This window comes from Bifidobacterium vespertilionis (assembly GCF_008698145.1).
In the GTDB taxonomy this organism is placed as follows: Bacteria; Actinomycetota; Actinomycetes; order Actinomycetales; family Bifidobacteriaceae; genus Bifidobacterium; species Bifidobacterium vespertilionis.
On record NZ_RZNZ01000015.1, the window covers coordinates 57,602 to 83,301 of the forward strand.

Here is a 25,700-nt window from a genome sequence, read left to right on the forward strand (position 1 = left end):
CGTCGCCTACACCAGCACCAGATTGTCCCTGTGCACCAGCGGATGCGCGTACTCGTCGCCCAGGAATCGCCTGAGCTGCACGGTGGTGCGCCCCAGCATCTGCGGGATCTCCTCGGAGTCGAAGCCTGCCAGTCCGCGCGCCAGATGATCGCCCGCCTCGTCGTCGATCCACACCGGATCCCCGGCGGAGAACGCCCCGCGCACCTCGAGCACGCCGGCGGCGAGCAGGCTGGCCCGTCCACCGCGCACGGCCTTGGCGGCGCCGGCGTCGGCCACGAGCGTGCCGCGCGGGTCCGCCGCGAACCCGATCCACAGCCGGCGCGACGATCCACGCTGCTTGACCGGGGCGAACACCGTGCCCACCGGGTCGCCCATCAGGGCCGGACCGGCGTTGGACGCGCAGGTCAGCACGGTCGGGATGCCGGAAACCGCGGCCACGCGGGCCGCCTCGAGCTTGGTGACCATGCCGCCGGTGCCCACGCCGGAGGTGGGGCCGGTGACCGTCACATCGTCCATCGCGGCCACCACGTCGGGCACGAACCCGACGCGACGGGCGCCCGGCTGGGACGGCGGCGCGGTGTACAGGGCGTCCACGTCGGTCAGCAGCACCAGCGCGTCGGCTCGGACCAGATTGGCCACCAGCGCGGACAGGCGGTCGTTGTCACCGAAGCGGATCTCGTTGCTGGCCAGCGAATCGTTCTCGTTGACGATCGGCACCACGCCCAGATCCAGCAGGCGGCCGAGCGTGCGCTGCACATTGCGGTACTGCTGCGGGCGGATCGTGTCCTCCGCGGTGATGAGGATCTGGCCCACGCGGATGCCGAACCGGCCGAACGCGGTCTCGTAGCGGGCCATGAGCAGGCCCTGGCCCACGGCGGCGGTTGCCTGCTGCGTGGCCACGTCGCCGGGTCTGGCGTCGAATCCAAGCGGGCCGAAGCCGGCCGCGATGGCGCCGGAGGACACCAGCACCACGCGCGCGCCCATCAGCGCGGTCTGCGCAAGCGCCGCGGCCAGGGCGTCCAGCTTCGCCGCGTCCAGATGCCCGGACGAGCGGGTCAGCGAACTGGATCCCACCTTGACCACGATGGTCCGGGCGCCGGCCACGGTCTGGCGCACATCGGCCTCGGTCACCTTGGATGCCACGGTCATGGCCTCACTCGTCCTTGCCGTCGTCGTCCGGTTCCTCGCCGCGGCCGAACAGGCTGGTCGTGTCGTGGCGGTCGTCGTCGATGGACGGGTCGGCCCAGTGGCCGGCGGCGCGTTCGGCGGCCATGGCGGCTCGGACGGCGGTCTTCGCGTCCATCATCGCCTTGTACTGCTCGCGGCGCTCCGCGTTGGTGCGGCGGCGGGCGTAGCCGTTGTCCGTCTCCAGACGCAGGTCCTTGCCGCGCGCGCCCAGTTGGGAGCCGTCGAGCATCTCGGCGCCGGCCGCGATCGCCGGATCCCAGTCGAACGCCACCGCGCGGTCGCCGCGGCCGATCTGCACCTCATCGCCCGGACGCGCGCCCTTGCGGCGCAACTCGTCCTCCACGCCCAGCTTGGCCAGACGGTCGGCGAGGTAGCCCACGGCCTCGTCGTTGTCGAAGTTGGTCTGCATGACCCAGCGCTCGGGCTTGGTGCCGGTGACCACGAACAGCGGGCTGCCGTCCTCCAGCTCCTTGCGCTCGATCGAGAATTCGAGCATGCCCTTCCTGCCGACGGGTGCGCGGCGGGCCGACTGGCGGTCCTCCAGCGGCTTGATGACCACGCGCTGCTCCTCGGCGGCGTCCTCGCGCTCCTGCACCTTCGCCCGCATTTCGGTCACCAGATTGGCGAGCGCGAAGCCCAGCTCCTTCAGGCCCTCGTGCGACGCGGTGGAGACGATGAACGTCTTCAGGCCCAGCTTCTCGAAGTCGGGCTTGACGAATTCGGCCAGTTCCTTGGCCTCCGGCACGTCCACCTTGTTGAGGATGATCACGCGCGGGCGCTCGGCGATCGGGATGGCGCCCAGCGGCAGATCAAGGCTGCCGGCGTACTGGGCGAGCTCGTGCTCCAGGGCCTCGTAGTCGCCCATCGGATCGCGGTCCGGCTCCAGCGTGGCGCAGTCGATCACATGCGCGATGATCTCCGTGCGCTCGATATGGCGCAGGAACTCCAGCCCCAGGCCCTTGCCCTGGCTGGCACCCGGGATCAGGCCCGGCACGTCGGCGATGGTATAGCGCATGGATCCGGCCTGAACCACGCCCAGATTCGGCACGAGCGTGGTGAACGGGTAGTCGGCGATCTTCGGCTTGGCGGCGCTCATCGCGGCGATGAGGCTCGACTTGCCGGCCGACGGGAAGCCCACGAGCGCCACGTCGGCGATCGACTTGAGCTCCAGCACCACGTCGCGCTCCTCGCCGGGCTCGCCCAGCAGCGCGAATCCGGGGGCGCGGCGGGTCTTGTTGGCCAGCGCCACGTTGCCCAGTCCGCCCGCGCCGCCGGCCGCCGCCACGAAGCGGTCGCCGGGGTGGCGAAGATCGGCCAGCGGGGTGCGGCCCTTCTTGTCGAACACCACGGTGCCGCAGGGCACGTTCAGGATCAGATCGGCGCCCTTGGAGCCGTCCTTGTTGTCGCCCAGACCCATCGTGCCGCCGTCCGCCACGCGGTGGGGCATGAACCGGAAGTCCAGCAGGCTGGTCGTGTTGCGGTCCGCCACGAAGATCACGGAGCCGCCGTCGCCGCCATTGCCGCCGTTCGGGCCGGCCAGCGGCTTGTACTTCTCGCGCCTCACACCGGCGGATCCGTTGCCGCCGTCGCCGCCCTTGACATGGACGGTCACTCTATCCACAAAATCACTCATAACGCTCTACTGTACCGATTGGGATGTCCCGCCCGCCCGGGAGCATCCCGCACGGGCTGCGTCCGGCCTCCGCCCGCTATGCCTTCAGCCTGACGCCGATCCCCCACACCGTGGCCACATACCCGTCGGTGCCGGTGGGCTTGAGCTTGGCGCGCACCTTCGAGATGTGCGCGGTGACCGTGTTGTCGTCCCCGGCCCACGCCTCGCCCCAGCACAGCTCGTACAGCTGCTGCTTGGTGAACACCGTGTTGGGATGCTCGGCAAGCAGCGCGACGATCGCGAACTCCAGATTCGTCAGCGCGACCGGCTCGCCGTCCACCGCGAAGGTGTGCGCGTCCTCGTCGATCGTCCAGCGCCCGGCGGTCAGCACATGGCGGCCGTTCCCGTCGCCCCCGGCGTCATGACCCGCCGCGCCGGTCGTGTCGCCGTCCGCCACTCCCCGTCTGCCGTACCCGCGCGCGCGGAGCTGCGCCTCGATGCGCGCGGTCAGCTCGTTCAGATCGAACGGCTTGACCAGATAGTCGTCGGCGCCCATGGCCAGCAGGGCCACGCGATCGTCCACCTCGGCGCGCGCAGAGATCACGATGATCGGCACGCCCTCGCCGGCGGCCCTGAGCTGCGCGACCAGCGCCTCCCCCGGCACGCCCGGCAGCATGAGATCGGTCACGATCGCATCGAACCGCGCCTCGCCCGTGCCCATGTCCTTGAGGATCGCGCGCGCCTCGGTGCCGGATCGGGCGGCCGTCGCATCGTAGCCGCGCCGGGCCAGATGTGCGCACACCACCTCGTTGATGTCCGCATCGTCCTCGATGACCAGCACGCGTGGCCCGCCAGCCGTTCCGCTCATGCCCCAGCCTCCTGCATGGTCAGCCCGATGGTCAGCATCGTACCGCCTTCCTCCCCGCCGGCGCCCGCAAGTCCGGCATGCGTCAGCTCGGCGTCCACGGTCATGCCCATGCGTTCGGCGAGCGACTGCACCACGGCCAGCCCCAGCCCAGTGCCCACGCCGCCACGCGCCTCGTCGGCCCGGTAGAACCTCGCGAACAGGCGGTCGGGGTCGATCGAGACGCCGGCCGGCACGGGATTGGCGAACGTGAGCCTGACCGTCCCGGGCCGATCCGGATCCGCCCGCTCGACGATGACCGGCGCACCGTCGCCATGCCGCAGCGCGTTGACCGTGAGGTTCTCCAGCATGCGGGCCAAGGAGGCGCGATCGGCCTCGACGGCCACGGATTCGTCCGCGAAGTCGATGATCGGCTCCCATCCGCGCTCCTCGAACTCGGGGTAGTGCCCCACCAGCGTCTGCGCGAGCAGCGGGTGCAGCGGCACGGTTTCGATCTTCGGCCCGCGGTCGGGATCCTTGGCCCGCGCGTAGTCGAACAGCTGGTCGAGCAGCCCGCGCATCTCGTCCAGGCGGGCGGCGGCGATGGTCAGATGACGGGCCACATCGCCGTTGGATTGCGCCGAATCCGCGGCCAGATCGTCCAGCGCGAGCTGCACATGCCCGCGCACGCCCATCAGCGGGGTGCGCACATCGTGGCTCAGGGCGGACAGATCGCGCTGGAATTCGTCCTGCCGGGTGCGATCGGCGATCCGCTCGTCCTGAATGCGGTCGAGCTGTTCGTTGATCGCCATCACCAGCCGACGGGCGGATTCGCCCGGCACGCCCACGGTGAGCCGCGCATTGCCCTCATCCGGCCGGGCATGCAGGAAGGCAGCCATGCGGTTGGACTCCCGTCCGTACCAGACCGCCGTCGCGCCTGCGCCAATCGCCGCGCCCACGAGCAATCCGATCACCATCCACATGACTGCCATCCTAGCGAATTCCTGTCCGGCATGAGGCTCAGCACACTGCGGCTCAGCACACGTCGCGCCGGCGGTTGGCCAGCAGCGTGACCGCCACCGACAGAGCGATCCATGCCGTGAACAGCACCAGCGAGAACACCCACAGCGGCCAACCCCAGGTGGGGGCAGTGCCGGACAGATCCGGCAGCACGGTCGTGCTCTGAGCACCGAGCGTGATGAACAGGTTGTCCGGCTGCCTGCCCAGCTGCTCCAGAGGCGAGGTGATCGTCATCTGGGCCAGCGTGCCGATCCACTTCATCTTCGTGGCGGAGATGAGCACCGCGGCGGCCAGAGACACGACGCTGTTCACGATGCCGATGGCGACCAGCACGCCGGCCGTCATGGAGAACGCCTTGCTGCGGATCAGCCACGTCATCGCGGCCACCAGCGCGCCCATCGCGAACATGCCCAGCAGCATGAGCGCCACGTACAGGATCGTCCGGCCCCACGGTTCGGGCTGCGCGTACCGGTAGCCCAGCACCGCGAGCATCACCTCCATGACCGCGACGTTCAGGAACAGGATCCAGGCCGTGATGCCGGCGATCAGCACGAGCTTCTCGATGTAGTAGCCCGCGCGCCGGGACCGCCCGGCGAACAAATTCTTCACGAGCCCGCGCTCCGTATCTTCCGAGGCGATGCGCACCGTGAGAATCGAGGTGAAGAGGAGCAGCAGGCCGCCGGCCAGAAGAGAGCTGGACAGCATCTGCGCGTGCGTCTGCCATACGCGTCCGGCGCCAGGCGTCGGCTCGCCGCTGCCGGCCAATATGCCGATCAGCGTGAATCCCTCACTGACCAGGACGGACAGCACGCTGACCACCCAGAAGTAGGTGCTGCGGACCAGACGGTAGAAATCGGACTTCAGCAGTGGCAGGATCATCATCGTGCACCTCCGTGCGGTTGGGCCGGCTGCTCCGGCTGTGTTTCGTCGCTGCCCATAAGGTGGACGAAGTAGTCTTCCATATCGTTCGATTGCACGGCCAGCTCCAGCACGGTCTGGCCGTCGTCGTGCAGCATCCGGGCGATCGCCTCCGGCTTCGCATCGCCGGAGATGATGATCGACCCGTCGGATTCGGCGGCGTAGCGCACGCCGGGCAGATTGCGGTCCTGCAGCAGGACCAGCGCCACGGAGGTGTCCGCCGTGCGCACCCTGATGCTGTTGCCGCACTCCTCGGCCACCTCCCTGGCGGTCATCTCGCGCACCATGCGGCCGGACGCGATCACCCCATAGTGCGTGCACATGCGCTCGAGCTGGTCGAGCACGTGCGAGCTGATCACGATCGTCACGCCGCGGGTCTCGTTGAGCTTCACCAGCATGGTGCGGATGGCCCGGGCACCCTCGGGATCGAGGCCGTTGAGCGGCTCGTCGAGCAGCAGCAGATCGGGCGAGTTCACCAGCGCCATGGCCAGTCCCAGGCGCTGCTTCATGCCGAGCGAGAAGCCCTTGGCCGCCTTGCGCCCGGTGTGGGCCAGCCCCACCACGTCCAGCAGATCGGCCGCGGTCTTCCTTGGGCTGGGATCGCCCACCGCCAGGCACAGCGCCACCAGATTGTCCATGGCGCTCATGGTCGGCAGGATGCCGGGGTTCTCGATCAGCACGCCCAGCCGACGCGCGTGGCCGGCGGCTCCGTGACCGGAGCCATGCCCGCCGAGGACGAACGGTTCGCCGAAGAGCCGCACCTCCCCCTCGCTGGGCGCCACCAGACCGGCCGCCATCTTCATCACCGTCGATTTGCCCGCGCCGTTGCGCCCCACGAATCCGTAGATCGCGCCCTGCGGCACATGCATGTCGAGATGATCCACCGCGTACTTGCCGGCGTATCGTTTGCCGAGCGCCCGCGTCTCCAACACGTTCATCATCCCGCTCCTTTCGCTTTTCCTTGCGTTCCGTCCCGTCTTCCCGGGCATACCCCCACCCTACGGCCCACAACTTACCCACCCATTCCCCATTTCTTACCAATTCCTTATCTCCCCGGGTTACGTGTCCCAGACTGCTCTCAAACTGCTCCGCTCCCCGTCTGCCGCCCCAACTTACGGGCTGCACGGGCCGATTTCCGCGATTCACAGCACTATCGGGCCGAAAAACCGCCGAAAAACGACCCGATAGTGCTGCGAATCAGCGATTTCGGCCCGCACAGCCCGTATTTCAGTTGGGAAGACTGCCAAGAAGCCCACCGGCAGCCCGCCAGCAGCCCACACCATCTGTTTCATCCCCATTCGCCAACTCGGCACCAACCGGACATCGTGACGTTCCCTCCGACGCCTACGCTCGAAACCATGAAAGCCCATGACGCGCTGGAGCGGCTGTTCGCAACCGCGCAGGCTGAACGCCGATGCGCCCTTCCGCTGACTGACGCGGACATCAGCGCGGTGAAGCGACGTGTCCGCACAGGGGAGATCCTGCGCATCTGGCCCGGCATCTTCACACAACGGCGGTACTGGGAATCCCTCGACGCCCATGAACAGGTCAGACATCTGGTGCGCACACTGGCCATCCAGCATCCCGACTGGATCTTCGCCGGACCCACCGCGGCGATCATGCTTGGCCTCGATTGCTCCTATCGACGACTGCGCCCCATCACGATCGTCGCCCGCACCGGCACGCACTGCCGCGACACCGATACGCTGGCCCATATCGCCATGGCGCATCCCGAGACCGTCGATTGCAACGGCGTGCGCGTCACCAGCCTGTTGCGCACGCTGTTCGACTGTGCGGCCAAACAGCCGCTGCGGTACGCGCTGGGACCGCTGGATTCCGCGCTAAGACTGGGGATGACGTCCCCCGAGATCCTGCGCGGATACCCCGCTTCGGTCAAGTATTCACGGCACCGCGCCAAGGTGACGCAGGCATTTGATCTTGCGGACGGCCGGAGCGAGAACGGCGGGGAGTCCGAGGCACGCGCCGTGCTGGTCGGGCTCGGTTATCCGCCGCACGATCTGCAAACGGTCTTCCCCTGCCTGGACGATGCCCGGCGAATGCATCGGGTGGATCTGCTGTGGAACCGAGCGGACGGCACCAAGCTGGCCGGAGAGTTCGACGGCAAACGCAAATACGCCGATCCCACGATGACCGGCGGCCGCACGATTCAGGAGGTGGTGGACGCCGAGCGGCAACGCCAGCGGTGCCTGGAGAGACAGGGCGTGGATACCATCCGCATGTACTACGACGATCTCGACAGGCCATGGGAGCTCAGGCAGCGTCTCGAGCGGCTCCACGCCCCGCACGTCTGACGCCATATCTGACGCCGCGGACTGCTGCACGCCGGTCCGCAGCCCGTCATTCCCGGTTTCGATCATCGCCCAAGCCCCTGTTGTCCCCCTCTGCCGCCCAACTTACAGCCCCAACTTACGGGCTGCACGGGCCGATTTCCGCAATTCGCAGCACTATCGGGCCGAAAAACCGCCGAAAAACGACCCGATAGTGCTGCGAATTCCAGATTTCGGCCCATACAGCCCGTATTTCAGCTGGGAAGCGCGTAAATCGGGAGCAGCAACGGGCGCAGCAACGCAAAAGGGCCGCACCCCGCGCGAAATGCGGGATGCGGCCCTTGCTAAGAAAGCTGCACTCAGGCGGCGACGACGTCGACGACCTTGCGGTCACGACGCACGCCGAACTGGACGGAGCCGTCGGTCAGCGCGAACAGGGTGTGATCCTTGCCCATGCCGACGTTGTGGCCCGGGTGGAACTTGGTGCCGCGCTGGCGAACGAGGATGTTGCCGGCGACGACAGCCTCGCCACCGAACTTCTTCACGCCAAGGTATTGGGGATTCGAATCGCGACCGTTACGAGAGCTGGACGCGCCCTTCTTATGTGCCATGTCTGGTTCCTTTCGATTCCTAAACCGACTGCCGAGGTGATCAGGCGATGGCCGTGATCTTGACGCCGGTCAGCTTCTGGCGGTGACCCTTGCGACGGGCAACGCCGGTCTTGTTCTTGAACTTCTGGATGTTGATCTTCGGGCCCTTGGCTTCGTCGTTGACGACTTCGCCCTTGACGGAGATCTTGGCCAGATCGGCGGCGGCGAGCGTCACCTTGGCGCCATCGACCACGAGGGCGGCCGGGAACTCCACGGTCTCGCCGTTCTTCGCCTTGAGACGGTTGACGTAGATCACGTCACCGACCTCGACCTTTTCCTGATGGCCACCGGCCTTCACAATCGCGTACATAACCAATCCTTTATTAATTTGGAAAGCTTCTTGCCTAACGCACCGAGCCCGCGGTTAGACACCGACGCATAAACTTACACCACCCGGCCCACTTTCGCAAGCCGGGTGTCCGGGCGTGTCAAGCGCAACACGCCCGGCGTCGGAGGGTGTTTTCAGTCGCGGTTAGCGGCCACGGCCGCCGCCGCGATCTGGGCGAGCTTGGCGCGCACATCGGCCGAGGAACCGCCGTGCGAGGGCGCCGATTCCCGGACCGGCGTGGTACCGTGCCCGTGCTTGTTCGTCTTGATGAACGGATCGCCGCCCTTGAGGGCGTACGGATCATCGTACGAGGCGGACACGGTGGGCTCGTCGTGCAGGATGAAGCCGCGGCCCTTGCAGGTCGGGCATTCCTCCGAGAACGCCTCCACCAGTCCCTGGCCCACGCGCTTGCGGGTCATCTGCACCAGGCCCAGCGAGGTGACCTCGGCCACCTGGTGTTTGGTGCGGTCGCGCGCCAGGCACTCCACCAGTCGGCGCAGCACCAGATCGCGGTTCGCGGGCATGACCATGTCCACGTAGTCGATCATCACCATGCCGCCGATGTCGCGCAGGCGCAGCTGGCGGGCAATCTCCTCGCTCGCCTCGAGGTTGCACCGGGTCACGGTCTCCTCCAGCGACTTGCCCTTGCCGATGAACCGGCCGGTGTTCACGTCGATGGTGGTCATGGCCTCGGTGCGGTCGATCACGAGGGATCCGCCGGAGGGCAGGTAGACCTGACGTTCCATGCCCTTGCGGAGCTGGCCGTCGATCTGCCACTTGTCGAACACGTCCTTGCCCTCGTGCTCGGCCGGATCCCACTTCTCGAGCTTGTCGCGCAGGTCCGGGGCCATGGTCTCGAGGTACTCCTCGATGCGGCCGTAGACGTGCTCGCCCTCAACGATCAGCTTGTTGAAGTCGTCGTTGAAGATGTCCCTCACCACGCGGATCGCCACGTCGGGCTCGCCCTGCAGCAGCTTGGGGCGCTTGCCGTGCCAGTACTCCTCGCGCTTGGCGTTGATGCGCTCCCACTGCTTGACCAGGCTCTCGAGGTCCTTGGTGATGGCCTCCTCGGAGGCGCCCTCGGCCGCGGTGCGGATGATCACGCCCATGTCCTTGGGGGCGATCCTGGAGACGATCGACTTCAGGCGGCCGCGCTCGCGCTCGGAGAGCTTGCGCGACACGCCGGTCATGCCACCGGAGGGCACCAGGACCAGGAAACGGCCGGCCAGCGTGATCTGGGACGTCAGGCGGGCGCCCTTGTGGCCGATCGGATCCTTGGTCACCTGCACGAGCACCGGGTCGCCGGACTTGAAGGCGAGCTCGATGCGGCGCGGCTGGCCGTCCAGACGGGCGGCGTCCCAGTTGACCTCACCGGCGTAAAGCACGCCGTTGCGGGTCTGGCCGATGTCCACGAAGGCGGCCTCCATGCTGGGCAGCACGTTCTGCACGCGGCCCAGATAGATGTTGCCCACGGTGGCGACCTCTTGGATGTCGGAGACGTAGTGCTCCACGAGCACGTTGTCCTCGATCACGGAGATCTGCGTGTGATGCTCGCGCTCGCGCACCACCATGAGGCGGTCCACGTTCTCGCGGCGGGCGAGGAAATCCTGCTCCATGAGCTGCGACTGGCGGGAGCGCTCGCGGCGGTTGTCGCGGCGGCGCTGCTTCTTGGCCTCAAGGCGCGTGGAGCCCTCGATGTCGGTGATCTCGTCGATGTACTGCTGCTTGCGCGAGCGGCGGATCAGCGGGGCCTCGTCGGCCTCGTCGGCGGCACGGGATCCGCGGCGACGGCGACGGCGACGGGTCACGCCGTACTCCTCGTCATCGTCGTCGGACGGGCGATCGGACGCGGACGCGGACACGGATTCGCCCGCATCGGCGTCATGGCCGGAACGGCGACGGCGACGGCGGCGCGTGGTGGTCTCACCGGCCTCCGACGCATCGGAGGCCACGGAGGAGCCGCGGGAGGCGTCGGCGTCGTCCGCCGAAGCCTGCGCGGATTCGTCCACGTCGATGGGCGCATAGGTGATGTCGTCGTATTCGAGGTCCTGCTCGATCTGCTCCACCTCGGCGGCGGCACGGCGCTCCTGCGCGTTCAGACGGCGATTGCGGCGAGAACGGCGGGTGTCGTTGTCCGGATCGTAGTCCTCGTCGCGGGCGGCGCGGCGATCGCGCGGCTGCGACTCGGCGGAAACGGCCTCGGGGGCCTCGTCATGATCCGTGACGCGCGTGCGGGTACGGCGGCGCGGACGATCCTCGCCGGCTTCGCGGTCGGCATCCTGGGCGCTGCCGCGATCGACATCATCCTCATCGCGGGCATTGCGCGGACGGCGCACATCGCGCGGCGCAGGCAGCTCGATGCCGAAGTCCTCGGGGCGGGCCGCTGTGCGACGGCGACGGCGACGGGTGGTGGTGCCCTCATCTTCAGTCGTTTCGTCATCGTCGCGGCGACGCACCGGCGGCAATTCGATGCGGGGCGCCGTGGAGGAGCCCTCGCGCCTTGAATCGGCGTCATCCGCCGAAGCTTCCGAGTCGGAGGCGGCGGACGCGCGGCGGGAGCGGGTCGGCGGCAGCACGGGCTCCTGGAACAGCAGCGACGTCATGGGACGGCTGGCCCGGCGGGGCGTGGACGCGGCGGTCTCCGCGGCGGAGGCGAGCCCCGCGCGGATGAAGGACAGCTGACCAACGGCCTCAAGGGCGCGCTCGTGACGGTCCTCGGTCTCGGCCGGCGTCTGGACCGTATGCCGACGGGTGTACGTGGTCGTGGGGGCGCTGATCGACGGCTCCTCGAACTGCGGCTCCTGCACATGCACGGGCAGGGAGCTGCCGGCGGCTCCGGCGGCGCGGACCACGCGACGGCCGGTGCGGCGGCGTCGGGGCGCGGGGGCATCCGAGGAGGATGCGGGGGATGCGGCGTTGTCGGCCGCGTTTACGGTTGCATCGGTTTCGTTTGCATCGAAACCGTTCTGGTTCACTCTGGGCACAATGCTCCTCGCGGCGCGCTGCATCGAGCCGCCTCAATCCGGTCCCGTCCGGTTCTCACGCCACGCTGTCACCGTGGCCGCGCCCCATGGCGCACCGATCGAGATTCACTCAAAAAGCTTGCTTGCACGATGGCGGACACCGTCGCTCGCGCATGCAACTGCTTGGAGCTGCCTCAGTGCGCAAGGGGATCGACGCCTTCGCGGATTGGCGGCATGCAGATCCGCCATTGTCAAGTATGACACATTTTCCGCGCGCGTGTGACCATGACGCGACACCTCGGCGTAACCCGCCGTCCACACGGCGCGTCGCCGTGGCATGTGCGGCCTGCGATCCGTGTGCCGACCGGACGTCGCAGTCCGGCCGGCACGCCCAGCCCCGGTCAGCCCAGCGCGTCCTCCAGGATGCCGGCCAGCAGACCCAAGTCCGATTCGGGCACCTGCTCGTCGTGCTTGTGCGCGAGCAGCGGATCGCCGGCGCCCAGATTCACGGCCGGCACGCCCAGCTGCGAGAACCGGGCCACATCGGTCCAACCCAGTTTGGCGAGCGGATCGCGGCCAGTTCGCTCCTTCACCAGCCGCGCGAGCGACACGGCGAACGGCGCGTCCATGCCCGGCCTGGCGGAGGGCGACTCGTCCTTCATCTCGATGCCGTAGCCCTCGAACATGCCGCCAGTGGCCACATGCTCGCCGTTGCCCAGCTCGGCACCCGCATCCGCGCCCATCATCAGAGCCTTGGCCTGCGCGACCGACTTGTCCGGGGCGAACCGGTAGTTCACGTGCACGCGGCACTCGTCGGGGATCACGTTGGTGCCCTTGCCACCGGAAATCAGCGTGGCGTTGAGGCCCTCGCGGTAGACGAGCCCGTCCACCGGCACGTCGGCCGGCTTGTAGGCGTTGAGGCGGTTCAGGATGTCCGCGGCCTTGTGGATCGCGTTCTCCCCCATCCACGCGCGGGCCGAATGGGCCGCCACGCCGTGCGTGATCACATCGAAGCGGATAGTGCCGTTGCACCCGCCTTCGATGCCGCACCCGGTGGGCTCGCCGATGATCGCGAAATCGCCTTGGATCCAGTCGGGATGCGTTTCAACCACCTTCCTCAGGCCGTTCTGCTCCGCGGCCACCTCCTCGTGGTCGTAGAAGACGTAAGTCAGATCGTATGCGGGCTCGGCGAGCGCGGCGGCCAGATACAGCATCACCGCGTCGGAGGCCTTCATGTCCGTGGCCCCGCGGCCCCACATCACGCGCTCGTCCGGGTGATCGCGCGCGATCTCCGGGCGGATCAGCGGGTCGCCGGGCTCAAGCCAGCGCGGCGGGAAGTTGTCGATGACCGGCACGGTGTCGATGTGCCCGGCCAGGATCACGCGATGGTCCCGTCCCAGCGCGGTGGACGCCACCAAGGTGTCGCCGTGGCGGCGGACCGTCAGATGCGGGCATTCGCGGCGCAGGAAGTCCTCGATCGAATCCGCCAGCGACGTCTCGTCATCGCTCACGGAGTACACGGCCATGATCTGCTCCAGCAGGGCGGCCAGGGCCTCGGGACGGGTTGCGGAGGGGTCAAATCCAAGTTCGCTCATGCCCCCATCGTATGGTCGCCGCCGGCGCCCGTAACACGGGACGCTTACGTTATGAGACGAATGATCATCCGGCGCGGATGTGTGGCACACTGGGATGGCCGTTTGGGATCGGAAAACGATCGGAATCAAGGAAAGAAGCGAATATGCCAGGCTTGATCAATGCGATGGAGGGATTCTGCGTCATCGGCATCGTCATCGCCACCGGCTACGTGGCCGCGCGCATGCGCATCGGCGGGCCGAGCGCGCAGATGGTGCTCAACCGATTCAGCTTCTTCGTCTCCAGCCCGTGCCTGATGTTCGCCATCCTGTCCAAGCAGCCGCTGGGCGATATCTTCCATCCGAGCCTGCTGGTGGCGTTCCTGTCCGCGGCCGGCGTGGGCGCGGTGTTCCTGATCCTCAACTCGCTGTTCTTCCACATGAAGGCACCGGACGCGACGATCGGCGCGCTGAACTCGCTGTACTTGAACTCGAACAACATCGGCCTGCCGGTCGCCACGTACATCCTGGGCAACCCCGCGCTGGTCGCGCCGATCCTGGTGATGCAGCAGGCACTGTTCACGCCTATCGGCCTGACGGTGCTGGACGTGACCACCAAGGGCAAGGTCTCCGTCAAGGAGGTGCTCAAGCAGCCGCTGCACCAACCGCTGCTGATCGGGTCGCTGGGCGGCATCGCGATTTCGGCGATCAGCGCGCATGTAGGCTATTTCGTGGTGCCGGACTTCCTGTACGACCCGATCGACATGATCGGCGACTCCGCGGTGCCCATGATCCTCATGGCGTTCGGCATGTCGCTGAGGGGCACCAAGCCGCTGCAGGAGAAGGGCGATCGTCCCGCCATCTTCACCGTGGCGATCCTCAAGAACATCGTCATGCCCGTCATCGCGTTCCTGCTGAGCTACTTCGTGATGGGCTTCCGCGGCGCCGAGCTGTACGGCTGCGTGGTGCTCGCGGCCCTGCCCACCGGCCAGAACGTGTACAACTACGCGGCCCGCTACAACGTGGGCCTCACCTTCGCGCGCGACGGCATCCTGATGAGTACCATGACCAGCCCGGTGTTCATCGCGCTCATCGCCTTCCTGCTGAGCTGAGCCGTTAAGCGGACAGCCCGGTGGGCTGTCCGTAGGCGAGGGGAGCCGCCGCCAAGGCGGCGACGGTCCGGCGTAGCCGGACATGCGGGGCGGTCCGCCGGGGCGGACCGCCCCGGCGTCATCCTGTGGAGCCACTCCCCCGTCATCCTGAGCGAAGCGTAGCGGAGTCGAAGGATCCTTAACTTTGCGCATAAGGTCAAGGATCCTTCGACTCCGCGCTTCGCGCTCCGCTCAGGATGACAGGGGAGACTCCCGCCCTTACTCCCCGAACTCCTCGAGCGTCACCGTGCGGGTCGTGCCGTCGGCGGCGGCGATGGTCAGCACATTGCCGTCAAGCGACACGGCCGGCACCACCACGTGGCCCTCGGCGTCCAGGCTTTCGAGCTCGCGGTCGCCCAAGTACAGCGACACGAACACGTACTTGCCCGGCTCCACCACGCGGGTCTGCTGCGGGATGCGGGTCTTCGGGAACTGCAGGTTGGTGTTCGGCTCCGGGGTGGACAGGTCCACGTCGAAGCCCTCGGAGGCCACCAGACCGGTCACGCCCTCGGCGGTGCGGTAGAACAGGCTCTTCGGGACCACGCCGCCGTTCGCCACCGCGGATACGCCCACACCGGTCGCCTCAACGGTCTCGCCGTAATCCGGCAGTGCGAAGGAGCCCTCCGCCAGATGCAGCGTGCGGGCCGTGTCCACCACATGCACACGCACATGCCACGGCATGGCCGGCACCGTGAAGTTCTGGATGCTCACGTTGTCCCACGGCTGCCAGAGCGTGTACACGTAGTCGTCGTGCAGGGCCCACGCCTTCTCGTCGGTGAACATGGTGCGCCAGAAGTAGTCGCCCTCCGCCACGGCCAGCGCGGAATCGTACGCACCCTGGGCCAGCGTCACGCCGCCCTTGGGCACGGAGAACGCGAAGGTGGACGAGTAGACGAACTTCTCGTACTTGGCCTCGCCGTGCGCGTGCTGCCAGTTGTGCTGACCGGCCACATAGGCGCGCACCTCCTGGCCGGTCTTGGAGTGCTCCACGATCATGTGCGGCTCGGGCTGCACCTTGACCGGCTCGAACTTGAACTCCTCGGTCTCGCGTACGGACCAGAACGGATCGTCGTCGGGCAGGCACAGGAAGATGAAGGTCTTCAGGGCCCAGTAGGCGGAGGCCGGGCCGTTGTAGCCCTCGGCCATGTTCATGTTCGGGTAGGCGTAGCCGATCGGGATCAGGCCGTCGGACTGGAACATGTTCTGCTGGAACCACCAGCGCAGGTTGCCCATGAGCAGGCGCTTGTAGTCGCCCAAGCCCCAGCCGGCCGGCGGCTCGATCCCGGCGAACGCGGCGGCGCCCCAGAAGGCGGCCTGCGCGAAGCGGTAGTCGAGGCTGCGGCCGTAGGGCAGGCAGGCGCCGTCCGCCGCGAACCAGTTGGCGTAGCTCTCCACGAACGGCGTGGCGCGCTCGCGCAGCAGGTTGCTCTGCGCGTCGGTGCCCTTGGTGAGGCCCACGAGCACCAGGGTGAAGAACTGGTAGGCGAACGGGATGTAATTGTCGATGTGGTCCACGAAGCCGTCGTACGACCAGCCATGGCCCAGATAGTGCGAGTTGGTGGTCTCGAAGCACTTGTCGATGTACTGCTGGCACTCGGTGCGGCCGTGCGCCACGAGCCATGTGTTCACCATGGCCTGGAACAGCAGCCAGTTGCAGGTGGGCACCACATGGTGGTTCACCTGATCGAGCCAGTTGAGGATGTTCTCCTGCTGCGTGCCGGTGAGGTGGTCCCAGAAGTCATGCTCGGTCTCGTAGAGGAACGCGGTGATCGCGCCCATCTCCACGAACAGCTGGTCATAGTCGATGAGCGGGTCGCCCCAGTAGTCCGGGTCGCCGGGCGTGGTGCCGCGGATGATCGACTCGGTGGTGAACTGCCACCAGTGGCCGAAGCGGTTGATGTTGTGGCGGTTGGTCTCGCTGAACAGCGGACCCAGGCCCCACAGCAGGCGGCAGAAGCCCTCGATCGAGGTGCGGTCCTGCGAGTACACCGCGCCGGAGTCGGACATGCGGAAGCGGCCGTAGCGCCCGCCCTTGAGCATGAGTTCCATCGCCGGCTCAAGCATGTCCACGAGGGCCTGCTCGCACTCGGCCTTGGTCTTGAGACGGTTGGTTTTGAGTTGTTCGTTGAACGGTTGGATCGCCATATGCTCCCTGCTCCCTCGCTTGGTCGCGATTGTCACCCTAGTCGTTTCATCTTGAGTGATCATTCTTGATCACTGATGATCAATTTTAACCGTTTCAGAGGAAGACATGCCGATCACAGCGCGATTCGTCCCACATATTGCGCAACGCCCACTCCAGTCCGCGTCTCCGCACAGCGCGGAACGTTTGGTACGTTTTTTGGCCCAAAAAGGCTTCAAAAACGAACCAAACGTTCCGCGCTGTTCCGCGGCGATTCCGCGCCGCGATGACCCATGCAGATGATGAATAATTTGCGCACGGAACGATTCGCATTCTCAGGCCAACCATTTATGCTGAACATCAGCATTCGAATATTTCAGTAAGGATCCCCATGGCACGCACCGCATCCGGCAAGCCGGCAGCCGGCAAGAAGCTCACCGTCACCGAAATCGCGCGACTCGCCGGAACCTCGCAGCCCACGGTCTCCAAGGTCATCAACGGACGGGCGGACGTATCCGAGGAGACCCGCCGGCGCGTGCAGGCCGTGCTGGACCAGGTGGGGTTCTCCAAGCCGCTGGTGACCACCAAGGTTTCCTCGCAGATCGAACTCGTGGTGCGCACCTTCGAGATGAACGGATCGTTCCCCCTGCTGCAGGGCCTGCTCAAATGGGCCCGCCGCGAGTCGCTGGGCGTGAGCGTGACCGAACTGGGCCGGACCGCCGCCGAGGCGCGCGAGGCCATCAACCACGTCATCGACGCCAATCCCTACGGCGTGGTCCTGCTCATGTCCGCGGCGGACGAACGCGATCGCAGGGCACTCCGGTCCCGCAGCATCCCCTACGTGGTGATCGACCCGGTCAACGATGCCTCCGCCGGGGACCTGAGCGTGAGCATCGACAACTGGACCGGCGGACTGCTGGCGGCCCGGCACCTGACGGGTCTGGGCCACCGCCGCATCGCGCTCATCGCCGGCCCGGGCGGCTCCATCTCCTCGGCGGCCCGCGTCGCCGGCTTCGAACAGGGTCTGTGCGAGGCCGGCATCGGCATCCCGGACGCCTACCGCGAGCGCGGCGATTTCGACGCGGTGGCCGGATACGCGGCCGCGGGCCGGCTGCTGGATCTGGACGAGCCGCCCACCGCCGTCTTCGCGCTGGACGACCTCATGGCCGTGGGCGCCTACAAGGCCGCCGCCGAGCGCGGCGTGAGCATCCCCGGGGATCTTTCGGTGGTGGGCTTCGACGACATCTTCCCCGCCGAATATCTGGGCCCGGCCCTGACCACCATCCGCCAGCCCTTCGACGACATGGCCCGCAAGGCCGTGGACATGATCGTACGATCACGCAAGGGAAATCTGGAGGACCGTTCAGTCGTTCTGCCGGTCGGCCTGGTGACGCGACAGTCCACCGCCAAGCCCGCCGGGGCGCAACACTGATCAGACGTCGAGAGGCCCCCGCAGAGACAACGCAACCGAATTCCTTGATATCTTGCACTTTGGGGGCAGATTTTTGGCCTTGCAGAGTGCTATACGCGCAACCGGGGGCGTCATCGCGCGCTCCAAACCACACCGTGGCCACACAGTGGCGCCCTTCGCGCAAACAGTGCATCCGCAAAAACCGCGGAATTCCAACGATCTGTCTTTTCACGTCCAACCGGCACAGGCAAGGCACAGGCAAGGTCTTCGGCCGCAGACGCCCCCAATTGCGCGTATAGCATCCCGCAAACGGCCAAATCCGCCCCAACTACGCAAGTTACGCGCCGCACCGCCCCGGCTACACGCCGACTACGCGGTCGCCAAGCCATTTCCAGACGGTTTAGGCATTCCAAGCATCCAAACCGCCCCGCACATTTCACTCTCCTTATCGAATATTTATTCGAAATATCTGATCATAAAGAAACGTACATAAGATATTACCTAACTTTTAAATCCGAATTATTTGTTTATAAGCTCATCAATATGGTATTCTTTCAATCGGGCGCGCCGGCACTCGCAACCGAAAGAAGGACCCATGGCCCACATCATGACCGGCGCGGAGCTCGCATCGCAGCAGAAATCCCAGATCGACATTTCTGCTTTGGGCCAGGATGCCCCAGACCTGCACCTGTCCGAAGCGGACACGGCCTGGTGGAGGGAGGCCAGACTGGGCCTGTTCATCCACTGGGGCGTCTTCGCCGCGGTCGGCAGGGGCGAGTGGTCGTACTTCAACGAGCACTTCACCGAGGAGGCGTACCGCGAAGTGGCGCGCACGCAGTTCCTGCCCAGCCGCGAGCCGGACGAGATCGCCGCCGAATGGGTGGAGACCGCCAAGCTCGTGGACGCGAAGTACATGGTGATGGTCGCCCGCCACCACGACGGCTACGCGCTGTGGGACAGCCCCAGCAGCTGGAAGCACTTCACCTCCATGGAGGTTGGCCCCCATCGCGATTATGTGGACGCCTACATGCGGGCCTGCCGCGCAGCCGGTCTCGGATGCGGCATCTACTACTACCCCCCCCCCCCATGGACTGACGCTTCCCCGGCTACTTCGACCCCGCGGGCCAGCCGGAGAACGCGCAGCTCATGAAGAAGCAGGCTTGGGGCCAGATCCACGAGATCTGCTCCCAGTGGAAGCCGGACATCCTGTGGTACGACGGCGGCTGGCTCGCGCACCACGGCACCGACGCCGACGCCGCGCCCTTCTGGGATGCCATCGGCCTGGCCCGCATGGCCCGCAGCTACAACCCGCGCGTCATGATGACGCCCCGCTCCGACTATGTGGGCGACTTCACCTGTCAGGAGGGCCCCAAGCCGGTGACCGGTCCGATCGTGGACCACATGTGGGAGAAATGCTTCTCCCTGGCCACCAGCTGGGGCTTCATCCCCGGCAACACCTACAAAACCGGCGATTTCCTCATCGTCTCCCTGATCAACACGGCCTCGCGCGGCGGCAACCTGCTGCTCAACGTCGACCCGGACGTCAACGGACGCATCCCAGACGAGGAGCGGGAGGCACTGGTCGAGCCGGGCGACTGGATGCGTCGCAACGGCCACTCGATCCGCGGCACCCGAGCGGGCGCCTAGCAGCCGGTGGACGATGTGTTCGCCAGCACCCGCACCGATTCGACGATCTACCTGCACATCCTGGATCCGCAGGCGTTCGGCAAGCTCACGCTGCCGCCGATCAACGAGACGATCATCGCCGCAGCACCGCTGGACGACCCGTCCTCGCCCCTCGACTTCACGCAGGACGATCACGGCGTGAGGATCGAGCTGCCCGACCGGCTGGTCCAGAAGCACCGCATCGACACGATCGTCGCATTGGATGTAAAACGCTAGCCCGACGGCGCTTTTCTTCCGCATTCCGGTCAAAGCGGAGCATTCTCCACATCCCAAGCGCAGCGAAAGGCCGGACACTGTCATTCTGAGCACTGAGCCGTTAAGCGGACAGCCCAGTGGGCTGTCCGTAGGCGAAGGGAGCCGCCGCCAAGGCGGCGACGGTCCGGCGCAGCCGAACATAGCACAGTCGAAGGATCCTTAACTCCACGCACAAAGGTTAAGATCCTTCGCTCGCCCAGAATGACAAGCCCCACAAACTGGGCAGATCCGGCCGCACTTCTAGCAAACTGGGCAGATCTGTACATCTACAGCCCGATTTAGCCCTCCAGATGTCCCGATCTGCCCAGTTTGCGAATACAACATCCCGATCTGCCCAGTTTGGCGCGGCCTCGCGTCCTCTCATCATGCGCCACGTTCGTAACGTTATGATATCATATCGTTACGAACGACGCCGGCGTTGGCGTCGCACATTGCAGGAAAGGACACAAAGACCTTATGAGCAACGCGGCCATCATCGAGAACCCCATTCTGCGCGGCTTCCACCCGGACCCGTCCTGGACCTGGCACAACGGCCGAGCATGGCTGGCCACATCATCGTTCGGCCTTGTCCCCGGCCTGCCCATCCACACCTCCACGGACCTGGTGCATTGGCAACCCGCCGCACCGGCGATCGACGAGAACATGGGCGCCAAGCTGTTCCTCAAATACATCCACGACGACACCCGCGGCGTGTTCGCGCCCAGTATCCGCAGCATCGGCGGCGCGCTGGTGATCGTGAGCACCGTGGTCAGCATCGAGGTCGACCGGGCGCTGGCGGACGGCTGCGACCCGGACGAGCTGCGCGCCATGCGCGAGGCGAACGGCAACTTCGCGCTCGTATCGCATGACGACGGCCGCACCTGGGAGGGCCCGCACTGGGTCTCCGGCGCCGTCGGCAACGACCCCGACCTGTTCGTGGACGCCGACGGCACGGCCTGGTGGCTGGCGGCCCATCAGTCGTACAACCAGCGATGGCCATACCAGTCCGACGTCTACCTGCGACGATTGGACATGGACTCATGGACCCTCAGCGGCCCAGAGCATGTGCTGTGGCACGGGGCGCTCGAAGGCGCGGTCTGGGCCGAGTCGCCGCATCTGTTCCGCCACGATGGCATGTACTATCTGCTCGCCGCCGAGGCCGGCACCTCGCGTCTGCACGCCCAGTCGGTCGCGCGATCAAGCACCCTCACCGAATATTTCGAAGGAAATCCCGCCAATCCGATCCTCACACACCGCAATCTGGGCTCGCGCTACCCGGTGCAGAACATCGGCCACTGCGACGTGCTGCGGGACGATCACGGCCGCTGGTGGGGCGTCTGCCTCGGTTCCCGGCTCGTGGAGGGTCTGAGCTTCATGGGCCGCGAGCCGTTCATCTTCCCCGTAGCATGGGAGGACGGCTGGCCGGTCTTCGCCCCCGGCACCGGACTGGTGCCACGATTCGTCGACGCGCATACGGGACGGGCGGCCGTCGTTGAGCCCGATGATCGCACGGATACCGGAACGGACGGGGCAATCTCCCGCATTCCGGTCGACCAACTGCTGCGATCGCCCCGTCAGCCCGGCTGGCTGTGGACCAAAGTCGATCATACCGATTTCGCCGTGTTCGCCGGGCGCGCCCGAGAGCTGCGCATCCAGCAGACCGAGAGCGATTATGCGGCGCTGACGATCGATCCGATCTCTCGTGAGGCGCAGGCGATCGTCGTCTCCCATGGCACTGCGGAAACCGTATGGTCTGGCGAATATTCCGATGATATTGAATACTCGATTCGATTGAATGGCTCGATTCTGGAATTCCGCGCCGAATCGCCGGAACGACAGGGTGCGGACGATCATCCTGCCGCCGATTCGACCACGTTGACCGTCCGCACCGGCGAGGTGCCGATCACCGGAACCGCGGCCGGCGGATATCCCATTCCCGCCGCCAGCTCCCCGGCCGCTCCCCCGACCAGCACGCTGCTGGCCAGTCGTTCCGCGGCGTTCCTCAGCACCGAGGAGGCCGGCGGCTACCTCGGCTGCCTGGCCGGCGCGCTGCGGTAAGCCGAAATCATCCCCGGGCGGAGCGAAAGGACGGCCTCCGTCATCTTGAGCGCAGCCCGGCAGGGCGGAGTCGAAGGATCCTTAACTCACGCACCCAAGTTAAGGATCCTTCGCTTCGCTCAGGATGACGAGAGGGAGCTCAGGATGACGGGAGCCTGCCTTCGCCGCGTTCAGCCCTCCGCCGCATCCCCGGCCGACTCCCGCGCCGCCAGCGCGTACTTCGCCACCATTGTCCGCGGCTTGCCGTCGTACTTGCCCTCAATGCGGTCCACGAGCATGCCAATGCCCTTCTGGGCCAAATCCTCCATGTCAACCGCGACGGTGCTCAGGCGCGGCACGGTGAATTCGCCGATCGACACGCCATCGACGCCCATCACCTTGAGGTCGCGCGGCACCTGAACGCCGCCATCGGCCAACCCTCGGATCAGACCGAGCGCGAGCGCGTCGTTGCAGCACACCACACCGTCGAAGTCGAATCCCCTCGCGGCCATGTCACGCCCCAGGTCGACACCGGTGAAGTACCGCCAAAACACTTGCACCTGATGCTCAGGACCCGCATCCAATCCAGCCTCTTCCATGGCCTCCGTGAAGCCCTTGAGATGCAGCATGGCGCTAGTGCGCCCGTGCCTCAAATGCCGCTCGGCCTCGCCCGGCGCGCCAAGCAGCGCGATGTTCCGGCATCCCAACGCGATCAGATGCTCGGTGGCAAGCTTGGTCATCTCGCCCCGAGGCACCTGGATCACGTCGAACAGGGGTTTGGCGGAGTAATCGTCCAGCAGCACGATCGCCTGATTCTGGCTCAGACTCCGCACGGCATGCGGCGTCAACAAACCAACGTCCAGCAGCAGGCCGTCGCACGACTGGTTGTTGAGCGTGCTCACGGCCTCGCGCACCGAATCGGACTCCATCTCCGTCTGCATGAACAGGGACTGGTATCCCCGATCGGCGCACGCCTTCTTGACGTGCGTGACCATGCGCGCATAGAAGCTGGACAGGTCAAGTCCGCGCACCACGGTTTCGATCACGCCGGTCTTGCCATAGCGCAGGTTCCGGGCGGCCACGTTGGTGGTGTAGCCGAGCTTGTCCGCGGCCTCGCGCACCTTCTTCGCGGTACGATCGGACACATACTGGCCGCCGCGCAGCGCATACGACACCGTCGCCGGCGACACGCCCGCTTCGGCAGCGACATCCTTCAACGTGACCACCACGGACAACCTCCCATCACATCATCGGACCCGTTTCATCCGACCGGCACCCATCACAATGAGCACCACCCAGTTTCTCATATCGTAACGTCATGAACACGCGCGGCCCGCAGCGCACCCGCATCCACAGGCAGTTCGATCACCGAGAAGGACCACGCGGGCGCATGATACACGCCGTCCGTCAGATCCACGATCGAATCCACCGGCGCAGGAGCCTCCGTTCCGGGCGTTCCGGCATATGGATCGTCTCCGGACAGCACTGTGACGGCAACCCGGCCAGCCCCGGGACGGTCCGTCTCGGTACGATCCGCCCCGGTCCATCCCAGCCCGTCCAGCACAGCGCCCAGATCCACATCGCATGCCTCGCGCATGGCGTTGACGCAGCGCACAAAGGCGACCCCGGCCGCCTCGTCCAGCACGGCGGAGACCACACGACGGGTCTCCAGCGGCTCCTCATGGCCCTCCAGCAGCAGTTCGCCGTCACGGAACAACCGGACGGATCTGCCCCGATCGGCCACCTCGATGCGAATGCGCCAACGGGTTCCTGCCGGAATGCCACTGTGGATCCATGAGGTCGAGGCGAGTTCGTAGGCTGACCCGTCCCGAATCACGCAGATGGCCTGACCTCGTCCCAGCATCACCTCGGAGCTGTCCATGCCATCCACATCGCCGAACCGGACGTGGAATCCCTGACTGCCGCCATGGAACAGCACTGTCATGTCGATGGTGTAGGCGTCGGCGACCAGATCCAGTCCGGCGTCGACGGTGGCATAGGTTTTCCCATCAAGGCTCATGTCCGGCGCATCCACCACGTCGCCGTTGCGCTCCATGCCGGCGGCCATGAATGCCGCCTCGCTCAGCGCGTTGATGAGCATGGTGCCCCACGAGCCGTATTCGCCCAGATAGACGTGCGGCCCCTTGCGGTCAAGGCCGTCGTAGCGGTCGAGGTTGTGGAACCACCATGACGGGGACTGGTATGAGTGCTCGTCCACCACGTCCACACGCGCCCACAGCGAGAGGACATAGGATGCCCCGCCGGCGAACCGCATGCCGTCGAAGCCGCCGTTGATCAGATCCGCGTCCGGCTCGCTCACCTCGATCACCGCGTAGTGCGGGTTCTCCGGGGCGAGGGAGCCGCGGTCGCGGATGGCGAAGGCCGCACGGCCCCCGTTTGCGGTCCCCTTGTCCCAGCAGGTGTAGTTGCTCCAGTCCCGGCAGTCGAGATGCGAATACTCGAATGCGCCGTTTTGGACCATTTCACTGGCGAGGCCGCCATCCGCGCTGTAGCTGATGTCCTCGAAGAAGATGCCCCGCCGATTGGGGGCTTTGTGCCCCATCACGCCCGCACGCCGATGCACCCGTCGTTGGCGCGCAGGCGGTCGTATTCCGTGCGGGTCAGCGACAGCACGCCGCCGTGCTTGGTGTGCGGGGCCATGTGGAAGCGATCGTCACGCAGGTAGTCGAAGCCCCGGTCCGGATCGGCGCTCACCATGGGCCGGTAGCCGATCGAGGGGATCACATCCACGTACAGGTACCAGATGGGCTCGCTGTGGCTGGCGAACAGCGCGGGTCCCTCCACGCCGCCGGGATGGCCGGACTCCGTCCAATCCACGCCGATTTCGCGCTGGATCACGGTCCATTCGGCGTCCGGCTCCCACCAGCGCGGCGAGTCCGTGCGGTCCAGCCAGATGCCGGGCTTGGGGCCGTTGGACTTGGTCGCGCGGTAGGTGCGCAGGGTGCCGTCGGACAGTTCGCGCTGGATCATCGTGGTGTCGATGGTGTTCGAACCGGCGTCGATGAGCACGCCGCCGAGCGCGAAGGTGTTATTGGTGAAGTCGTTGGTGGCGCCCCACAGGACGCGGTCGTACACCGCGTCGTCCGCATGCTCCGGGTCGTCGCCGGCGAACAGCTTGCTGGACCAATAGAGCACGAACGCGCCGCGGCCGCCCTCATGGCCCTCCTCGTAATAGTCGGGCACCCACAGCGCCTCGGGCGCCCAGGCCATGCCCAGTTCGGCGCGCGTTCCGTCGGCGCGGCGGGACACGTCCAACGCCCACGGCTTGCTCCAGTGCACCAGATCGTCCGATTTCCAGATGATGAGGTTACGGCTGCCGTGGTGCGAAAAGTCGTACCAGCTGCCGGTCGGCTCACCGTCCGCGAACACGCGCAGGTCCGTGGCGATCACGTACACCGTGCCGGTTTCGGGGTTGCGCACCAGATACGGGTCGCGCACGCCGGTGGTGCCGAGCGGGGAGGTGAGGATGGGCTCGCCGCCGTTGAGCGGTTCCCAGCGCTCCGGGTCGTCGCCGTCGGAGAGGTCCAGATAGATGCGCTCGGCGTAGCCCTGCGGGTCCTCGATGAAGTGGACCAGCAGGTAGCCGTAGGGATCGGCGGGGATGGCCGGGCAGCCGGCCGGATTGGCGGACAGGGACATGGTGACGGGTTCCTTTC

General features: G+C 66.5%; 20 protein-coding genes and 1 pseudogene. 7 read left to right on the forward strand and 14 right to left on the reverse strand.

The window, feature by feature from the left end:
* Positions 1-6 precede the first annotated feature (6 nt).
* The 6 genes from proB to EMO90_RS10040 form a co-directional block, all read right to left on the reverse strand.
* The gene (gene proB / locus EMO90_RS10015; protein ID WP_150354349.1) at positions 7-1,149 is read right to left on the reverse strand and encodes a glutamate 5-kinase; all 1,143 of its coding nucleotides are present in this window, start codon (positions 1,147-1,149) and stop codon (positions 7-9) included.
* A gap of 4 nt (positions 1,150-1,153) precedes the next feature.
* Positions 1,154-2,821, reverse strand: a complete 1,668-nt coding sequence (obgE, locus tag EMO90_RS10020; RefSeq protein ID WP_150354350.1) for a GTPase ObgE — start codon at positions 2,819-2,821, stop codon at positions 1,154-1,156.
* Between the two features lie 76 nt (positions 2,822-2,897).
* Positions 2,898-3,668 carry a response regulator transcription factor gene (locus EMO90_RS10025; protein WP_150354351.1) on the reverse strand — a complete coding sequence of 257 codons (771 nt, stop codon included), beginning with the start codon at positions 3,666-3,668 and terminating at the stop codon, positions 2,898-2,900.
* Entirely contained in the window at positions 3,665-4,636 is a 972-nt protein-coding gene (locus tag EMO90_RS10030) for a sensor histidine kinase (protein WP_150354352.1), read from the reverse strand. The genes EMO90_RS10025 and EMO90_RS10030 overlap by 4 nt, the downstream gene beginning before the upstream one ends.
* A gap of 43 nt (positions 4,637-4,679) precedes the next feature.
* A complete protein-coding gene (locus EMO90_RS10035) occupies positions 4,680-5,546 on the reverse strand; it encodes an ABC transporter permease subunit (protein WP_150354353.1) in 867 nt (288 codons plus the stop codon).
* Entirely contained in the window at positions 5,543-6,523 is a 981-nt protein-coding gene (locus tag EMO90_RS10040; RefSeq protein WP_223849783.1) for an ATP-binding cassette domain-containing protein, read from the reverse strand. The genes EMO90_RS10035 and EMO90_RS10040 overlap by 4 nt, the downstream gene beginning before the upstream one ends.
* A gap of 417 nt (positions 6,524-6,940) precedes the next feature.
* On the opposite strand from EMO90_RS10040, the gene EMO90_RS10045 reads away from it, so the two are divergent.
* A complete protein-coding gene (locus tag EMO90_RS10045) occupies positions 6,941-7,894 on the forward strand; it encodes a CTP synthase (RefSeq protein WP_190972038.1) in 954 nt (317 codons plus the stop codon).
* Between the two features lie 335 nt (positions 7,895-8,229).
* Here the strand turns inward: EMO90_RS10045 and rpmA are convergent, their stop codons facing one another.
* From rpmA to dapE, 4 genes are all read right to left on the reverse strand, one after another.
* Positions 8,230-8,481, reverse strand: a complete 252-nt coding sequence (gene rpmA, locus EMO90_RS10050; RefSeq protein WP_150354354.1) for a 50S ribosomal protein L27 — start codon at positions 8,479-8,481, stop codon at positions 8,230-8,232.
* 40 nt (positions 8,482-8,521) lie between these two features.
* Positions 8,522-8,830: a 50S ribosomal protein L21 gene (rplU, locus tag EMO90_RS10055; RefSeq protein ID WP_150354355.1), complete on the reverse strand. Its 309-nt coding sequence runs from the start codon at positions 8,828-8,830 to the stop codon at positions 8,522-8,524.
* 152 nt (positions 8,831-8,982) lie between these two features.
* Positions 8,983-11,856, reverse strand: coding sequence for an Rne/Rng family ribonuclease (locus EMO90_RS10060; RefSeq protein ID WP_150354356.1), 2,874 nt, complete (start codon positions 11,854-11,856; stop codon positions 8,983-8,985).
* Between the two features lie 356 nt (positions 11,857-12,212).
* Positions 12,213-13,406 carry a succinyl-diaminopimelate desuccinylase gene (gene dapE / locus EMO90_RS10065; RefSeq protein WP_150354357.1) on the reverse strand — a complete coding sequence of 398 codons (1,194 nt, stop codon included), beginning with the start codon at positions 13,404-13,406 and terminating at the stop codon, positions 12,213-12,215.
* Between the two features lie 143 nt (positions 13,407-13,549).
* On the opposite strand from dapE, the gene EMO90_RS10070 reads away from it, so the two are divergent.
* Positions 13,550-14,494: an AEC family transporter gene (locus EMO90_RS10070; protein WP_150354358.1), complete on the forward strand. Its 945-nt coding sequence runs from the start codon at positions 13,550-13,552 to the stop codon at positions 14,492-14,494.
* Between the two features lie 258 nt (positions 14,495-14,752).
* Here EMO90_RS10070 and EMO90_RS10075 read toward each other — a convergent pair whose 3' ends face one another.
* On the reverse strand, positions 14,753-16,678 hold the full coding sequence (locus EMO90_RS10075; protein ID WP_150354359.1) for a DUF2264 domain-containing protein: 1,926 nt from the start codon (positions 16,676-16,678) through the stop codon (positions 14,753-14,755).
* A gap of 368 nt (positions 16,679-17,046) precedes the next feature.
* Here EMO90_RS10075 and EMO90_RS10080 point away from each other — a divergent pair, with 368 nt between their 5' ends.
* From EMO90_RS10080 to EMO90_RS10100, 5 genes are all read left to right on the forward strand, one after another.
* The gene (locus tag EMO90_RS10080; protein ID WP_150354360.1) at positions 17,047-18,087 is read left to right on the forward strand and encodes a LacI family DNA-binding transcriptional regulator; all 1,041 of its coding nucleotides are present in this window, start codon (positions 17,047-17,049) and stop codon (positions 18,085-18,087) included.
* Between the two features lie 574 nt (positions 18,088-18,661).
* Complete coding sequence (locus EMO90_RS12615) at positions 18,662-19,216, forward strand: alpha-L-fucosidase (protein WP_150394997.1); 555 nt, start codon at positions 18,662-18,664, stop codon at positions 19,214-19,216.
* Entirely contained in the window at positions 19,213-19,713 is a 501-nt protein-coding gene (locus EMO90_RS12620) for an alpha-L-fucosidase (protein WP_150354362.1), read from the forward strand. Before EMO90_RS12615 ends, EMO90_RS12620 begins: the two co-directional genes overlap by 4 nt.
* A gap of 15 nt (positions 19,714-19,728) precedes the next feature.
* Entirely contained in the window at positions 19,729-19,968 is a 240-nt protein-coding gene (locus tag EMO90_RS10095; RefSeq protein WP_150354363.1) for a hypothetical protein, read from the forward strand.
* Between the two features lie 495 nt (positions 19,969-20,463).
* Positions 20,464-22,044 (forward strand): glycoside hydrolase family 43 protein, encoded by a 1,581-nt coding sequence (locus tag EMO90_RS10100; RefSeq protein ID WP_150354364.1) that lies wholly within the window; start codon positions 20,464-20,466, stop codon positions 22,042-22,044.
* 170 nt (positions 22,045-22,214) lie between these two features.
* Here EMO90_RS10100 and EMO90_RS10105 read toward each other — a convergent pair whose 3' ends face one another.
* The 3 genes and pseudogenes from EMO90_RS10105 to EMO90_RS10115 form a co-directional block, all read right to left on the reverse strand.
* On the reverse strand, positions 22,215-23,240 hold the full coding sequence (locus tag EMO90_RS10105; protein WP_190972039.1) for a LacI family DNA-binding transcriptional regulator: 1,026 nt from the start codon (positions 23,238-23,240) through the stop codon (positions 22,215-22,217).
* Between the two features lie 782 nt (positions 23,241-24,022).
* Positions 24,023-24,256, reverse strand: a pseudogene (locus EMO90_RS12830) (hypothetical protein); the annotation flags it as partial.
* Between the two features lie 329 nt (positions 24,257-24,585).
* Positions 24,586-25,683: a glycoside hydrolase family 43 protein gene (locus EMO90_RS10115; protein ID WP_150354366.1), complete on the reverse strand. Its 1,098-nt coding sequence runs from the start codon at positions 25,681-25,683 to the stop codon at positions 24,586-24,588.
* Positions 25,684-25,700 lie beyond the last annotated feature (17 nt).

Coding starts and splice junctions, on each gene's coding strand:
- EMO90_RS10030 (WP_150354352.1), bottom strand. CDS start 4,636: ATGGCAGTCATGTGGATGGTGATCGGATTGCTCGTGGGCGCGGCGATT.
- EMO90_RS10025 (WP_150354351.1), bottom strand. CDS start 3,668: ATGAGCGGAACGGCTGGCGGGCCACGCGTGCTGGTCATCGAGGACGAT.
- dapE (WP_150354357.1), bottom strand. CDS start 13,406: ATGAGCGAACTTGGATTTGACCCCTCCGCAACCCGTCCCGAGGCCCTG.
- EMO90_RS10100 (WP_150354364.1), top strand. CDS start 20,464: ATGAGCAACGCGGCCATCATCGAGAACCCCATTCTGCGCGGCTTCCAC.
- proB (WP_150354349.1), bottom strand. CDS start 1,149: ATGACCGTGGCATCCAAGGTGACCGAGGCCGATGTGCGCCAGACCGTG.
- EMO90_RS10080 (WP_150354360.1), top strand. CDS start 17,047: ATGGCACGCACCGCATCCGGCAAGCCGGCAGCCGGCAAGAAGCTCACC.
- rpmA (WP_150354354.1), bottom strand. CDS start 8,481: ATGGCACATAAGAAGGGCGCGTCCAGCTCTCGTAACGGTCGCGATTCG.
- EMO90_RS12615 (WP_150394997.1), top strand. CDS start 18,662: ATGGCCCACATCATGACCGGCGCGGAGCTCGCATCGCAGCAGAAATCC.
- EMO90_RS10040 (WP_223849783.1), bottom strand. CDS start 6,523: ATGATGAACGTGTTGGAGACGCGGGCGCTCGGCAAACGATACGCCGGC.
- EMO90_RS10045 (WP_190972038.1), top strand. CDS start 6,941: ATGAAAGCCCATGACGCGCTGGAGCGGCTGTTCGCAACCGCGCAGGCT.
- EMO90_RS10070 (WP_150354358.1), top strand. CDS start 13,550: ATGCCAGGCTTGATCAATGCGATGGAGGGATTCTGCGTCATCGGCATC.
- rplU (WP_150354355.1), bottom strand. CDS start 8,830: ATGTACGCGATTGTGAAGGCCGGTGGCCATCAGGAAAAGGTCGAGGTC.
- EMO90_RS10035 (WP_150354353.1), bottom strand. CDS start 5,546: ATGATGATCCTGCCACTGCTGAAGTCCGATTTCTACCGTCTGGTCCGC.
- EMO90_RS10060 (WP_150354356.1), bottom strand. CDS start 11,856: ATGCAGCGCGCCGCGAGGAGCATTGTGCCCAGAGTGAACCAGAACGGT.
- EMO90_RS10115 (WP_150354366.1), bottom strand. CDS start 25,683: ATGTCCCTGTCCGCCAATCCGGCCGGCTGCCCGGCCATCCCCGCCGAT.
- EMO90_RS10075 (WP_150354359.1), bottom strand. CDS start 16,678: ATGGCGATCCAACCGTTCAACGAACAACTCAAAACCAACCGTCTCAAG.
- EMO90_RS12620 (WP_150354362.1), top strand. CDS start 19,213: ATGAAGAAGCAGGCTTGGGGCCAGATCCACGAGATCTGCTCCCAGTGG.
- obgE (WP_150354350.1), bottom strand. CDS start 2,821: ATGAGTGATTTTGTGGATAGAGTGACCGTCCATGTCAAGGGCGGCGAC.